The sequence below is a fragment of the Serratia sp. CY33802 genome, assembly GCF_052169095.1.
Lineage (GTDB): Bacteria > Pseudomonadota > Gammaproteobacteria > Enterobacterales > Enterobacteriaceae > Serratia > Serratia bockelmannii.
In genome coordinates this window covers 45023-58657 of sequence record NZ_JBJNLL010000012.1, presented here as the reverse complement: position 1 = coordinate 58657, position 13635 = coordinate 45023, and the positions used below count along the sequence as shown (strand labels likewise).

Genomic DNA, 13635 nt, shown 5'->3' with positions numbered 1-13635 from the left:
CGCCACAGGACTTCGGCGATGTCCGCCATGCCCATAGGGGCCCCCGGGTGGCCGGAATTTGCTTTTTGTACGGCGTCCATGCTGAGTGCGCGGATGGCGTTGGCAAGCTCTTTACGAGAGGACATGTTTTACTCCAGGTCGGATAAAAAAAGCAGTCAAGTTCCCTATTTTCTCAGACTCCACATCACAACGGCAATCCCTAATGCCAAATGAGAGCGAGTTCACCACTTATTAGCACGATTGGACGCTTTTTCGGAATAACACTATTCTCGCCTTAGCTGGCGTACACTAGGCTCTTGCGACAAGATTTCCTCAAAGCAAAATGACTCTTTTACCTTGTTACCTTCACAGGAAGATGGCGTTATGAAGATCCGTACCTCTTTGATTGCGTTGGGCATTGCCACCTTGGCAACCGGCTGTCAAAACCTGAATACCGAAACCTTGATGCAGTCCGGCGCGCAGGCGTTCCAGGCGGCGACCCTGAGCAACGACGACGTTAAGGCCCTGAGTGATAAATCCTGCGCCGAGATGGACAGCAAGGCACAAATCGCGCCGGCCGGCAGCACCTACGCCAAGCGTCTCAACAAAATCGCTGCGGCGCTGGGCGACAACATCAACGGCACCCCGGCCAACTACAAGGTCTACGTGACCAAAGACGTCAACGCCTGGGCGATGGCCAACGGCTGTATCCGCGTCTACAGCGGCCTGATGGACATGATGAACGACAACGAAGTGGAAGGCGTGCTGGGCCACGAAATGGGCCACGTGGCGCTGGGCCACACCCGTAAAGCGATGCAGGTGGCTTACGGCACCGTGGCGCTGCGCACCGCGGCGTCCTCCGCCGGCGGCGTCATCGGCTCGCTGTCGCAGTCGCAGTTGGCGGACATCGGCGAGAAGCTGGTCAGCGCCCAGTTCTCGCAGAAACAGGAAAGCGAAGCGGATGATTACTCGTTCGATCTGCTGAAAAAGCGCGGCATCGATCCGAACGGCCTGGCCACCAGCTTCGAAAAACTGGCCCAAATGGAAGCCGGCCGTCAGAGCAGCATGTTCGACGATCACCCGTCTTCCCAAGCGCGCGCGCAGCACATTCGCGATCGCATCGCGGCAGAGAAGTAACCACGAGAACGCCCGGCAACCGCCGGGCGTTTTTTATCGTCTCAATACAGCGTCTTCTGCGGCGGTCCGGCGAAAGTCAGCGGCCCGACCTGTTTCATGTCCACCTCGACCACCGACGGCCCCGGGTAGTTGATCGCCTCGGCCAGCACGCCGTTGAACTGCGCCGCCGCGTCCACCTTCCAGGCTTTCAACCCCATCGCTTCAGCGATCTGGGTAAAGGCCGGCGTATGCAGCTCGTTGTAATACTGGCGCCCGGCGAAATACTTGTCCTGAATGCCGCGCATCACGCCATAACCGCCGTCGTTCATGATCAGCAGGGTGATGTTCACCTGTTCCTGCGCCATGGTCGCCAGTTCCCCCAGGCCCAGCGCCAAACCGCCATCGCCCACCAGCCCCACCACCTTGCGCTGCGGGTTGGCGATCGCGGTGCCGATCGCCATCGGCAGCCCCATGCCGATAGCACCGGCCAGCGAGTGAATGTTGCACAGCGGCGAGATCGCGCGGAACAAACGGCTGCCCCAGACGCTGCCGGAAACGGTGATATCGCGCACCAGCAATCCGTCCTGCGGCAACGCGGCGTCGATGGCGTCGTTGAGTTTGGCGTATTCGCCGGACTGTTGACGCAACGCGCTCTCCGCCTGCTGCACCGCCCCCGCGATCTCGGCATCCCACTCGGCGTTAACCTTCTCGCCGGGGGTCAGTCGCGCCGCCAGCGCCGTCAGCAGCGCCGCACAGTCGCCGTTGATCTGCTCATCGGCCAGATAGTTGCGGTTGGCCGCCGCCGGATCGATGTCAATCTGCACCAGCGGGCGCGGCAGCGGCAGCGTCCAGGTGCGGGTTTCATTGCTGCGCAGGCGCGAACCAGCCACCAGCGTCAGATCGCACTGCGTCAGGATCGCTTCGATGCTCGGCGAGTTGTGGAACGCCCGCAGGCTGCGCGGATGGCTGTCCGGCAGAATGCCCCGCCCGTGGGTGCTGGAGATCACCGCCACGCCGGCGTCCGCCAGCTTGCGCACCGCGTCGCCGCAGGCCAAGGCGCCACCGCCTAACCACAGCAGCGGACGCTTGGCCTGTTTCAGCCGCTGATGCAGCCGCTCCACCGCCGCATCGTCCGCCTTCGGCAGCGGCGCCGGCGCCAACGCTTCGGTCAACACCGAACGGGAAACCAGGCTACTTTGAATATCGATCGGGATCTCGACCGCCACCGGGCCACAGGGCACGGTTTGCGCATCCAGGATCGCCCGCTGGATCACCGCCACCGCCTGCTCCGGCGAATTGACCCGGTAAGCGCGCTTGGAGCAGGCGCGCAGGAAGCCGAGCTGATCGCGGGTTTCATGAATAAAACCGGCGTCGGCGTCCAGATAGGCTTTTTCCACCTGGCCGGTGATATGCAGCAGCGGCGTGTTGGCGTTGAGCGCCTCAATCATCGCCCCCACCGCGTTGCCAGCGCCGGCGCCGGTGCTGGTCAACGCCACGCCCAGGCCGGAGAAGCGCCCGTGCGCGTCGGCCATGGTGACCGCACCCGCTTCGCCGCGCGCCGGCACGAAGCGAATTTTATCGCGCTGCCCCACCGCATCGGCGATCGGCAGATTATGAATCGAAATGATGCCGTACATCGCCGACACCGCGTACTGTTCCAGAGTCCGGGCTATCGCCTCGCCAACCGTGATTTTATCGCTCATCATCTGCCTTCTTAGGGTAGTCGTTATTAGGGTTATGCGTAGAGGTGTCGGCCTAGTCGCTCCAGCGGTTCACCTGACGGCTCAGCGCCAGATACACGCTTTTCTGCTGCATGTAGGCCTTGATGCCGTTCAGGCCCTTTTCGCGGCCCAGCCCGCTTTCCTTGAAACCGCCGAACGGTGTAGAAATCGAGAACGTTTTGTAGGTGTTGATCCAGACGGTGCCGGTTTCCAGCCGCTCCGCCAGCGCCATCGCCCGCGGGAAATCGCGGCTCCAGATGCCGGCCGCCAGGCCGTACACCGAGTCGTTGGCCTGTTCGATCAGCTGTTGCTCGTCGTCGAACGGCAGCGCCACCAGCACCGGGCCGAAGATCTCCTCCTGGCACACGCGGGCGTCGTTGTTCAAGCCTTCAATAATGGTCGGCAGGTAATAGCTACCGCTCGCCAGTTGCGGATCGGCCGGCGCTTCGCCGCCGATGATCACCCGGCCACCCTCCTGCCGCGCCAGCGCCACGTAGTCCGCCACGCTTTGCCGATGTTTGGCGCTGATCAGCGGACCGAGGTGCACGCCCGGCACCAGCGGGTTGCCGATGCGAAGCCCCGCCGTCAGTTCGGTCAAGCGCGCCAGCAGCGGCTGATACAGCGAACGATGCACGAACAGCCGCGATCCGGCGATGCACGCCTGGCCGGCGGAGCTGAAAATGCCGTAGCAGATACCGCGCGCCGCCTGTTCCAGATCGGCGTCCTCCAGCACGATGGTCGGTGATTTGCCCCCCAGTTCCAACGAGGTGGGGATCAGCTTGTCGGCGGCGATATGCGCCAAATGGCGCCCGGTGCTGGTCCCACCGGTAAAGGAGATCTTTTTCACCCGCGGATGGCGCGCCAACGCCTCGCCGATCACCGAACCTTTGCCCGGCAGCACGCTGAGCAGCCCGGCAGGCAGGCCCGCCTGTTCGAACAGCTCGGCCAGCTTCAGCGCCATCAGCGGCGTGGCTTCGGCCGGTTTGAGCACCACCGCGTTGCCCGCCGCCAGCGCCGGCGCCACCTTCTGCATTTCACTGGCGATCGGTGAGTTCCACGGCGTGATGGCGGCGATCACCCCCATCGGCTGATACTGGCTGAGCGTCATCACCTCGGCGCTGCGCGGGGTCGGCAATTCGCCTTCCAACACTTCGCAGGCGGCGGCGAAGTAGCGCGCGGTCGCCGCTGCGCTGGCCACCAGCCCGCGGGTCTCCGCCAGCGGCTTGCCGTTGTCGCGGGTCTGCAGCTCGGCCAGCTGTTCCTGCTGCGCCAGGATCAGGTTGCTGACGCGGTAGAGGATCGAGGCGCGTTGGTGCGGCACCAACCCACGCCACTCCGGCGCGCGCCAGGCGCGTTCCGCTGCCTCCACCGCCTCATTCACGTCCTCGACGTTAGCGGCACGCAGCCGCGCGTTGACGCTGCCGTCGGCCGGGAATACCGAAGCCATCTCTTCGCCACGCCCTTCGCGCCAGCGTCCGGCGACAAAAATATTCAATCGTTCCATGCTCCGCTCCTGCCGTTCAGGCAATAAAACCGCCGTCCACCAGACGGCGGCAGGCTTGTACCGCGCTCAGCGCCGCCAGGGTTGATGTTTTGGGATTGCTCGCCAGCGGGGTGCCGCTCAGCTCGATGTGAAACTCGCCAAAATCGCCGCACACCTGCAGGCGATGGGTATTGCGTCGGGTGGCGGGATCGACCTGCAGGCGTACCCGGGTGGCGTCCATCCCCAGGCCGTTGAGCGCAATGGTGGCCGCCACGTTGGCATTAGCCGGGAACAAACGCGCCGCTTCACGCGCCGAACCTTCAAAAAACACCTGCGCTTCACTCACCGCATCGAGATCGATCAACTGTTCCGCCGGGCTGCCGCGCCAGCTGGCCGGGCTTTTACTGGCCTGATAGGTCACGCTCTCCAGCCCGCCTTCGCGCGCCGACGCCAGCCCGTCCATCCCCGCCACCGCGCCGGACAGCACGATCAGTTGCCCGTGATGGCGGCGGCAAACCTGCTGCAGCCGCTGTTGCAATGCGGCGTCCGCCAGCGCGCCGGTCGAGATCAGCGCCAGCGGCCAGCCGCGCTGCAGCACCGCTTCGCCAAACTCCGCCACCGCCTGCTGGCTGGCGCACTCCAGCACCAGATCCGGCCGCTGCGAACACTGCCCAGGATGGGCCAGCGCCTGCACCCGCCCGCCAAAAGCCTCGGCGATCGCCGCATGATGAGCTGCGCGCGCCAGGATCCAACCGACCTCCACGCCTTCCGGCAAACGGGCGATCACTTCCTTCGCCATCGCGCCGTAGCCAATCATCATGATCTTCTTCATCTTTTTCGGCCCCTGCTACACATGGCGGTTAAAGCCGCCGGAAACGTCCAGCGCCGCACCGGTGGTAAAAGAAGCCAGCGGCGAAGCGAGGAACAGCAGCGCCTGCGCCGGCTCCTGCGGCTTGCCCAGGCGCTTCATCGGGATGCCGCGCCGTTCGGCGATCGCCGCCGTCCACTGCTCCCAACTTTGATCTTTATCGCTGCGCTCTTCGAAACGGCGGCGCCACTGACCCGACTCCACCATCCCCAGCAAGATCGAGTTAACGCGAATACCTTTGTCCACCAGCTCTTTCGATAGCGTCAGCGTCATGTTGAGCAGCGCGGCACGCGCCGCCGAGGTGGCGATCATGTGTTCTTCCGGCTGCAGCGCCAGCAGCGAGTTCACGCAGGTGATAGACGCGATCGCCGATCGTTCCAGCGCCGGTAAGAACGCCTGCACCGGATTGATCACGCCGAACAGCTTCAGCTCGGCCTCATGCAGCCAGGCCTCGCGCGGCGTCTGGTCAAAATGGGCGACGAAGCCCTGACCGGCGTTGTTGATCAGCAGATCCACGCCGCCGAAACGCGCCGTCACCTGAGCGGCGAACTGCGCCACCTGCTGCGCATCCAGCACGTCGCAGCGCAGCGCCAGGATCTCCGCCTGCGGGAAGTCCGCGCGCAGGCTGGCCTCCGCGCCGGCCAATTTGTCCGGATCGCGGCCGCAGAACGCCACCTTCGCCCCTTCGGCCAGCAGCAGCTTCAAAGTTTCGAAACCGATGCCCGACGAGCCGCCGGTCACCACCGCCACCCGATCCTCAAGCTGAAAATTCATCGTTGGATTGCTCCCGTAAAATCCCGCAGATAGCGGTTGAAACACGCCGGCGCATCGAGGTAGCTGGCGTGACCGGCGGCGGCAATCAGACGCAGCGTCGCGTCTTGCTCACGCGCCAGCTCGGCCGCCTTCTCCGGCGGCGTAATGCGATCCTGTTCACCGCACCACACTTCCAGCGGGCCGCGATAGCGCGCCAGATAGCGGCCGATGTCGTCGTTAGCCAGCATCCAGGCGGCACTCAGAAAACCGTCGGGATCGAGCTGCTGCATGCCGTTGCGCACCCAGGCGATGTCCTGCGGATCCGCCCCTTCGCGCAGCAAGGCCGCCGCCCGCTGCTCGCCGTAGCCCACCGGCCCCAGCGTCTCCATCATCTGTTGGCGCTGGCCGTACACCTGCCGGCGTTTTTCCTCCGGCGCCGCGGCATAGCCCTGCGCCGGATCCGCCAACACCAGCCCACATAGCCCGTCCGGATAGCCGGCGGCGTAGGCGCTGCCGATCAGCGCTCCCAGCGAATGGCCAACGATCAGCGGCTGCGCCAGCTGCAGTTCATCAATCAGCGCCGCCAACGCCGCCGCATAACCGGCGGCGTCAGCCTGCGGATCCGCCAACGGCAGGCTGCCGCCGTAGCCCGGCGCGTCCCACGCCAACAGACGATGACCGTCCGTCAGGCCGCTGTCGTTAAACTGCTTTATCCACGAGGCGGATCCGGAACTGATGCCGTGCAGCAACACCACCGGCCGCCCCTGCCCGGTCTCGCGCCAGCTCAGGGTGTACGCCCCGCAGCGCGCCCGTTGACGTTGCGCCAGGCCGTTCATCAGTTGCGCTTCACTTTGGACAGCGGGTGATCCGCCGGATAGGTTGGGATCTCCGGCTTGGCGGTGCCGAGCATCACGCACATCAGCGCCTCTTCCTCGCCGTGGTTGAACAGGCCGCGGTACACGCCCGCCGGCACCGAGATCAGATCGCGCTCTTTCAGCCTGGTTTCGTAATACTCTTCCCCATCCTGGATCATCAGCGTGATGCTGCCTTTCAGCATGAAGAACACTTCTTCCACGTCGTCGTGCAGGTGCAGTGGGCCCTCGCACTTCGACGGCAGCACCATGGTGGAAAAGGTGAAGTTGCCCGCCGGAATGGTGTTGGCGTCGCTGGCCACGCCGGTGGCGCCGGTGCCGATATAGCGCATCTGCGCGCGGCGGTATTTCGGGTCAAAGTCGGCCTGGAATTTCAGCGCGTTCCAGTCGTATTTGCGGCCCTCGAAACGGGCGATGCGCGACTCTACCCAGTTTTCCATCGACAGATCCTGCGGCTTGACGCCGGCTTTGTTCTCAACCTGAGACATGTTGTCACTCCTCTGTTGAATCAAATGGTTATCCCCTTCGTCTTTCACGCTGTGGCGTTGTTGGCTGCATTCGTTCACACCAGTCACTTACCGCAGTAAGCTCCTGGAGACTCACGAACTTGCCGCCTAGCCACAGCATGAAATCCATTGGGCTTAGCAATTGTTAATTCAGTACTTTCTCAGCAACGGCAGCAGAATGAGGCAGCCGACGAACGCCATCACCACCAGGAACAGCAGGCCGTTATCCATATTGCCGGTGGCGGCGATCAACGCCCCCATCAGCACCGGCGCCAGCGCGCCGGCAAAATTGCCCAGTCCGTTGAAAATGCCGCCGGCGGTGGCGCTGACCTTGCTGCTGGTCGCCTTCGCCAACAGCGCGAAAATATTCGGCGCACCGGCGCCCCACATAAAGGTGCTGAAGGCCATGGCGGCGATCACGCTGTAGGTGCCCTGCAGGTGCAGCACCACCGCCAGACCGAGGCCGGCGCCGCACAGCGACAGGAAGCAGGCCAGCGCGCGGCGATCCAGCTTGTCCGACAGCCAGGCGCCCAGCACTTCGCCGAGCAGCATGGCGATGAACGGCAGCGAAGAGAGGTAACCGGCATGCTCCAGATGAATGCCTTTGCCCTTGATCAGGTAGCTCGGCAACCAGCCGTTCATGCCCCACAGGTAGGTCAGGAAGGCGATATTGAACAGGCAAATCATCCAGAAATGCGGGCTGCGCAGCAGCTCGCGGCGGTGCTGTTTGCGTTCGGACACCGCCGGCTTGGCCGCCGCCGCCGGGCGCGAGACGTTCAGGTGGCGCATGCCGAACAGCACCAGCAACATCACCGGCAGCGTCAGAAACGCCATAAAGAAGAAGGTGGTCTGCCAGTCGAAGGTATTGAGGATGTACAGGGTGACCGGGAAGCCGAGCGCGGCCCCGAGCGGCGTGCCGAGCAGCCACAGCATGGTGGCGCGCGCCTGCAGCTGCGGCGGAAAGGCCTGACGAATAATGGCGTAGGCCATCGGCAGCAGCGGCCCTTCGGCGATGCCGAGCAGAATGCGCAGCGTCATCATGGCATGATAGGAACGCACCAGCCCCATCAATACCATCAGCACGCCCCACACCACCATCATGCCAATCAATACTTTTACCGGGTTAAGCCGATCGCCGATGCCGCTGAGCAGCATCGAGGAGATGCCGTAGGAGAACAGAAACGCGCTCATCAGCAAGCCCAGCCGCGCCGGGTCAAAGCCGATCCCTAACGCCTGCTGAAACTCGGCGTCGGAAAACAGCGCCGCGATGCTGATCTTGTCGAAAAACGCCAGCAGCACGCAGGCGAACAGCGCGATCGGCACCGACCAGCGCACCCGTTGCTGCGGATTTTCGGCAACGGCTTCCCCCGCCCGTCCAGCGCGGGCGTCAATGTCTTGCGTAGTCATAAAACGCTCCCGAGGTTCGGGCGTTATTTCAACGCCATCAAAGAAAACTCCGCATCCGCCAGCTGCTGCGGATCCAGCACCCGGCCGCTCGCCAACCAGCGCTTGCCGAGCTTGATGGTGCGCGCGTCGTTGAACGCCACCATCTGCACCAGCTGCCGATCGGCGTTCAGCGTGAAGAACACCTGCGACTGCGGCGTGCGGCGCACCACATGGTGCACGCCGCCGCTCGGCACGCCGAGGATCTGGATATTGACGTCATATTGATCCGACCACAGCCAGGCCACGTCGTCATACGGAGCGGCAAAGGCGTCGAGCATCGCGCAGGCGGTGCTGATGGCCTGATTTTGCGCGTAGGCCCAGGACTGCAGGCACAGGCCAAGCGTCGGGTGGCGCGCCACGTCGCCGGCGGCGAAGATCGCCGGATGGCTGGTACGCCCTTGGCCGTCGACCACGATGCCGGACTCGATCGCCAGCCCGGCGCTGCGCGCCAGTTCGAGATTCAGCTCGACGCCGATCCCCACCACCACCAGATCGAAGACCTGCGGATCGCTGACTTCGCTGCCGATCCAGGCGGCGCCGTCGCGATCTTCCAGCGAGATCTCGCCGCAGCCACACAACACCGTAACGCCCTGCCGGCGATGCAGTTCGAGCAACGCCTGCGAGACATCGGCGCCGACGCTGCGCATGCATAGCGCGGGCTGGCGTTCAAACACCGTCACCTCGGCGCCGAGACGGCGCGCAGAAGCGGCGATCTCCAGCCCGATCCAACCGCCGCCGACGATCGCCAGACGGCGGCAACCTTGCAGGCCCTGCCGCAACCGGGCCGCATCGTCCCAGGAACGCAGCGTCATCACGCGCGGATGCTGCGCCCAAGCGGCGCCCGGCACACGCGGCCGCCCGCCGGTGGCGATCAGCAGCTGCTCGAACTGCAGCCGTTGCCCGTCGCTGAGCGTGACGATTTGCTGTTCAGCGTCGATGGACTCGGCGCGCAGCGGGCGACGCCAGTCGATGTTCAGCTCCGCCACCGCCTGTTCGCTGAACAGCCGACTGAGGGGAGCCGCGGCATCCAGCAGCGCCGCTTTCGACAGCGGCGGCCGCTCGTAAAAATCGTAGGGCTCGTCGCTGACCACCGTCAGCCGGCCGCTGTAACCGCGGTCGCGCAGCGTCTTGGCCGCCCAGCCGCCGGCCTGGCCGCCGCCGACGATGACGATGCCCGTCTGTTCTGGCCGGTTCATAACGCTTGCGCCTTTTTATGCTGGCGGCGCGTATCGTGATCGATGCCGCCCTCTACCGCCCATTCGGTGAAGGAGACCAGCGAATGCTCCAGCTCGCGCGGCTGCCAGTTTTCCGTCAGATAATCGTCGTTGGTGTAATACTCGAACGCGCCGCCGGTCGGGCTGTTGACGTACCAGAAATAGGCCGAGGAGATCGGGTGGCGGCCGGGGCCGATAAAGGTGCTCCACTGCTCTTTGTTCATGGCGATGCCGCCGCCAATCACTTCGTGGATATCGCGCACGGTGAACGCCACATGGTTCAGGCCGCGTGGGCGGTTAGGCAGCTTCAGCAGGAACAGATTATGGTGGCCGCCGCGCGCCTGGGTGCGCAGGAAGACGGCGCGATCGATATAGCGATCTGAGACCTGGAAATCCAACAGCTCGCGATAGAAACGCTCGGTCGCCACCAGATCTTCAACGAAGAACACTACGTGGCCAATATTGATCGGTTGCGCCTGCGAATAGACCGGGCTGGGTTGATCGATGCGGCGCACGTCGCCCCATTGGTTGATCGGCGTGACCGGCACCTCAACCGCCTGCTGGCGGCTGACGACGAAGCGCAGCGTCATGCCGTTGGGATCGAGGCATTCCAGCTCTTCTCCCACCTGACGGAAGCCGGGCATCAACGCCAAACGCGGCTGCAGGCGCGCCAGATCGGCGGGTGAGCCCACGCCCCAGGTCATGCGGCGCAGGGTAGAACCGCCTTCAAACGCCGCAGGCAGCGCCGCGCTTTGCAACGGGTGCAGAACGACCTGCGCCCCGCTCAGGGTGGTGAATTCGCGCTGCGGTTCGCCCCAATGTTGCGTGGCGGGCTGCAGGCCGAAGTCTTGCATGAATTTTTCGCAGGTTGGCAGATCTTCGACGCCAAATTCCAGTTTTTCGATTCCGATTACGCTCATTGTTCAGCCTCACGTTCTCGCTGCATACGGTTTTCAGGCATGAGTGAACCCCGGCCCCTGTTTGCTGTGGGCCTTATCCCTGCCTGAGTGAAAGAGTCGGTCCTGTCGGTTAGCCGACGTTGGCCTGCGGCGGCGCGCCGAGGAAGCCAGAAATTTTCTCCGCCGCATCGCGCACTTCCATGCGCAGCCGCTCGCGATCCGCTTTCGGGATCTCATCGGACGGCACCATGATGCTGACCACCGCCTCGACCCGCTGCTCACGGTTGAAGATCGGGTAGACGATCGAGGAGATGCCGTGGCGGAAGAACGATTCGCCGATCACATAGCCGCGCGCCTTGTCTTGCTGCACCATCTGCCACAGCATTTCGCGATCCGCCGGGGTGCCCGGCGCGTTGCCCGGCAGCTGCGCGTCCGGATAGAGTTGTTCGAACTCGCTGCGGGTGGCGCTGGTCAACAACATGCGGCCGAGCGAGGTTTGGTGCACCGGCAAGCGGGTGCCGACGCTGACCTGATTGATCTGTGAACCGGCGGCGCTGACGCGGGCGATATAGATCACGTCGCGCCCGTCGCGGATCGCCAGATGGCTGCTGCACTGGCTGCGATCGCGCAACTGCTCGATCACCGGCTGGCCGGCCTGCGCGACGTCCAGCGACGCGATGTATTCAAAACCGAGACGCAGCACCTTGATGCCCAGTGCGAAGGTATTGGTGCGCGGATTGCGCTCCAGAAAGCCCAGGTGCTCGAGCGTCTGCACCACGCGGTAGGCGGTGGCCTTCGGCATATCGACCAGGCGATGCAACTCGGCAAAAGTCATTTCCTTATGCTGCTCGCCAAACGCCAGCAGCAACTGCAACCCGCGATCCAGTCCCGGGATCAGATACTTACATGCTTGCTCGTCCGCCATCTCTCGCTCCTGCGCTGTGCGCCTGCCCTGCGGGCCGTCAGTTGAATACGAAGCCGCCGTTGACCGGCAGCAGTTGGCCGGTGACGAAATCCGCCAGCGACGACAGCAGATAAAGTACCGTACCGTTCACATCGTCCGGGTGCTGCGCCCCGGCCAGCGCTCGCCCCTGCTCGTACAGCTGATGGCGCTCGGCGGGCACATACTCAGTGGCTTCCACTCGCGTCAGGCCCGGCGCGATGGCGTTGACGCAGATACCCTGCGGGCCCAGCTCGCGCGCCATCGATCGGGTCATTGCAATCACCGCGCCTTTACTGGCGACATAGGCCATCAGGCGCGGCGCGCCCCACAGCGCGGTGTCCGACGCCACGTTGACGATTTTGGCGTGCGGGTTGCGTGCCAGCAGCGGCACCGCCGCCTGGCTCACCAGCCAGGTGCCGCGCACGTTGACCTGCATCACGCGATCCCACAGATCGATATCGTATTCCATCATGGTTTTGCCACCGACGCCGGTCGCCAGCGCCGCGTTGTTCACCAGACCGTCAATCCCGCCGCCTGCGGCGATCTTCTCGAACGCCAAGCGGATCGAATCCGGCGACGCCAGGTCGATCGTCTGCGTTTCCACCCGAGCGCCCTGCTCGCGCAGCGCGGCGCCGCTCGCGGCCAGCTCATCCGCCAAGATGTCGCACATCACCACCTGCGCGCCGGCGGCGGCGATGGCGGCGGCGAAGCTGTAGCCCAGGCCGCGCGCCGCCCCGGTGACCACGATGCGCTTGCCGTTCAGCAAGCCGTTCACTGCGCCGCCTCCCGCTCGCGCAGCGTCGCCAGCTGTTTCTGCGCCTCTTTCTGCATCAGGCGGCGCAGGCGAGAAAGACCGACGTCGTGCTGGTACAGGTATTCGCGGCCGCGGGCGTTAGGCGCCATGTTCTCGAGCACGATGCGATCCTGCTCGAGCACGTCCCAATGCAACGATTCCAGGCGATTACGGTACATGAAGCGCCACATGTCGCGCTGCCAGTCTTTGACCTTACGGATGCGCCAGAAGAACACCCGGCAGTGATCCTTATCTTCCGGCACCACCATGCCGATGATCCAGAAGTGACCACCCGGCCCAAAGCGCTTCTTGTACGGGATCGACAGGCGCATCCAATACGCGCCGCTGCTGCCGAATTCCACCCAGTCGAAGTTAACCCCGATCTGTCCGTTCTTTTTGAAGATAAACCCGCTGTCGGTCGGCTCCAGCCCCATATCCGCCTTGCGATCGCCTTCCGCCATCGAGTGTGAGGAAGAGTGCAGGTAGGTGCCGTGCATCGGATCCATCACGTTTTCCAATGCGTACTGGTAGTTGCAGTCCCAGCTGGCGGTACACAGAAAATTACTGTACGACGCTTCGTCCGCCAGCTCTTGCGGGAAAGTCAGCTCCGCCGGCGCTTCATCCGCCGTCACGCCGAAATAGAGAAACACTGCGCCGTAGGCTTCTTTGGCCGGGTAAGACCGCAGGCATTTTTGCCCCACCAGCGGGCAGCGATCCACCGCCGGCACGTCTTTCACCGTCCCGTCTCCGCCGACTTCCACCCCGTGATACCAGCAGGCGATACGATCGCCGAGGTTCCACCCCATGGAAAGCCGCGCGCCGCGGTGCGGGCAGCGATCTTCCAACGCGTGGATCTGGCCTTCACCGTCGCGCCACACCACGATTTGCTGCTCGAGACGGGTGATGCCGACCGGGTTGTTGCCCACTTCCCAACTGGCCAGCACCGGATACCACATGCCGCGCAATCCCTGGTCAAGATAGTCCTGCAGGCTCTGTTCGGAGGATGTTGTGTTTGCTGTCATTGTCTTCTCCCGGATGTGGC

14 protein-coding genes are annotated in these 13635 nt (G+C 64.0%); 1 reads left to right on the top strand and 13 read right to left on the bottom strand.

Annotated features, from left to right (window positions below; genetic code table 11):
• The coding region (locus ACJ8HA_RS23080) for a hypothetical protein (RefSeq protein ID WP_144334738.1) at nt 1-125 on the bottom strand (125 nt) is incomplete at its 3' end.
• Nucleotides 126-363: 238 nt separating this feature from the next.
• On the opposite strand from ACJ8HA_RS23080, the gene ACJ8HA_RS23075 reads away from it, so the two are divergent.
• Entirely contained in the window at nt 364-1116 is a 753-nt protein-coding gene (locus ACJ8HA_RS23075) for a M48 family metallopeptidase (protein WP_016930039.1), read from the top strand.
• 41 nt (nt 1117-1157) lie between these two features.
• Here ACJ8HA_RS23075 and ACJ8HA_RS23070 read toward each other — a convergent pair whose 3' ends face one another.
• The 12 genes from ACJ8HA_RS23070 to ACJ8HA_RS23015 all read right to left on the bottom strand — a co-directional run bounded on the left by ACJ8HA_RS23070 (nt 1158) and on the right by ACJ8HA_RS23015 (nt 13615).
• Complete coding sequence (locus ACJ8HA_RS23070; protein ID WP_442515533.1) at nt 1158-2798, bottom strand: thiamine pyrophosphate-binding protein; 1641 nt, start codon at nt 2796-2798, stop codon at nt 1158-1160.
• A gap of 52 nt (nt 2799-2850) precedes the next feature.
• Nucleotides 2851-4320: an aldehyde dehydrogenase gene (locus tag ACJ8HA_RS23065; protein ID WP_049296213.1), complete on the bottom strand. Its 1470-nt coding sequence runs from the start codon at nt 4318-4320 to the stop codon at nt 2851-2853.
• Nucleotides 4321-4336: 16 nt separating this feature from the next.
• Entirely contained in the window at nt 4337-5131 is a 795-nt protein-coding gene (locus tag ACJ8HA_RS23060) for an aspartate dehydrogenase (RefSeq protein WP_025304196.1), read from the bottom strand.
• A 15-nt stretch (nt 5132-5146) separates the two neighbouring features.
• Nucleotides 5147-5941: an SDR family oxidoreductase gene (locus tag ACJ8HA_RS23055; RefSeq protein WP_043141245.1), complete on the bottom strand. Its 795-nt coding sequence runs from the start codon at nt 5939-5941 to the stop codon at nt 5147-5149.
• Nucleotides 5938-6756, bottom strand: coding sequence for an alpha/beta fold hydrolase (locus tag ACJ8HA_RS23050; RefSeq protein ID WP_049208797.1), 819 nt, complete (start codon nt 6754-6756; stop codon nt 5938-5940). The genes ACJ8HA_RS23055 and ACJ8HA_RS23050 overlap by 4 nt, the downstream gene beginning before the upstream one ends.
• Nucleotides 6756-7280 carry a cupin domain-containing protein gene (locus tag ACJ8HA_RS23045; protein ID WP_004937634.1) on the bottom strand — a complete coding sequence of 175 codons (525 nt, stop codon included), beginning with the start codon at nt 7278-7280 and terminating at the stop codon, nt 6756-6758. The genes ACJ8HA_RS23050 and ACJ8HA_RS23045 overlap by 1 nt, the downstream gene beginning before the upstream one ends.
• 168 nt (nt 7281-7448) lie before the next feature.
• The gene (locus tag ACJ8HA_RS23040) at nt 7449-8705 is read right to left on the bottom strand and encodes an MFS transporter (RefSeq protein ID WP_049208796.1); all 1257 of its coding nucleotides are present in this window, start codon (nt 8703-8705) and stop codon (nt 7449-7451) included.
• A 23-nt stretch (nt 8706-8728) separates the two neighbouring features.
• The gene (locus tag ACJ8HA_RS23035) at nt 8729-9940 is read right to left on the bottom strand and encodes an NAD(P)/FAD-dependent oxidoreductase (protein ID WP_025304200.1); all 1212 of its coding nucleotides are present in this window, start codon (nt 9938-9940) and stop codon (nt 8729-8731) included.
• Nucleotides 9937-10878, bottom strand: a complete 942-nt coding sequence (locus tag ACJ8HA_RS23030; RefSeq protein ID WP_142591732.1) for a VOC family protein — start codon at nt 10876-10878, stop codon at nt 9937-9939. Before ACJ8HA_RS23030 ends, ACJ8HA_RS23035 begins: the two co-directional genes overlap by 4 nt.
• Nucleotides 10879-10987: 109 nt before the next feature.
• Nucleotides 10988-11782, bottom strand: coding sequence for an IclR family transcriptional regulator (locus tag ACJ8HA_RS23025; RefSeq protein ID WP_025304202.1), 795 nt, complete (start codon nt 11780-11782; stop codon nt 10988-10990).
• A 37-nt stretch (nt 11783-11819) separates the two neighbouring features.
• The gene (locus ACJ8HA_RS23020; RefSeq protein WP_142591730.1) at nt 11820-12575 is read right to left on the bottom strand and encodes an SDR family oxidoreductase; all 756 of its coding nucleotides are present in this window, start codon (nt 12573-12575) and stop codon (nt 11820-11822) included.
• Nucleotides 12572-13615: an aromatic ring-hydroxylating oxygenase subunit alpha gene (locus ACJ8HA_RS23015; protein ID WP_025304204.1), complete on the bottom strand. Its 1044-nt coding sequence runs from the start codon at nt 13613-13615 to the stop codon at nt 12572-12574. Before ACJ8HA_RS23015 ends, ACJ8HA_RS23020 begins: the two co-directional genes overlap by 4 nt.
• Nucleotides 13616-13635: the final 20 nt, after the last annotated feature.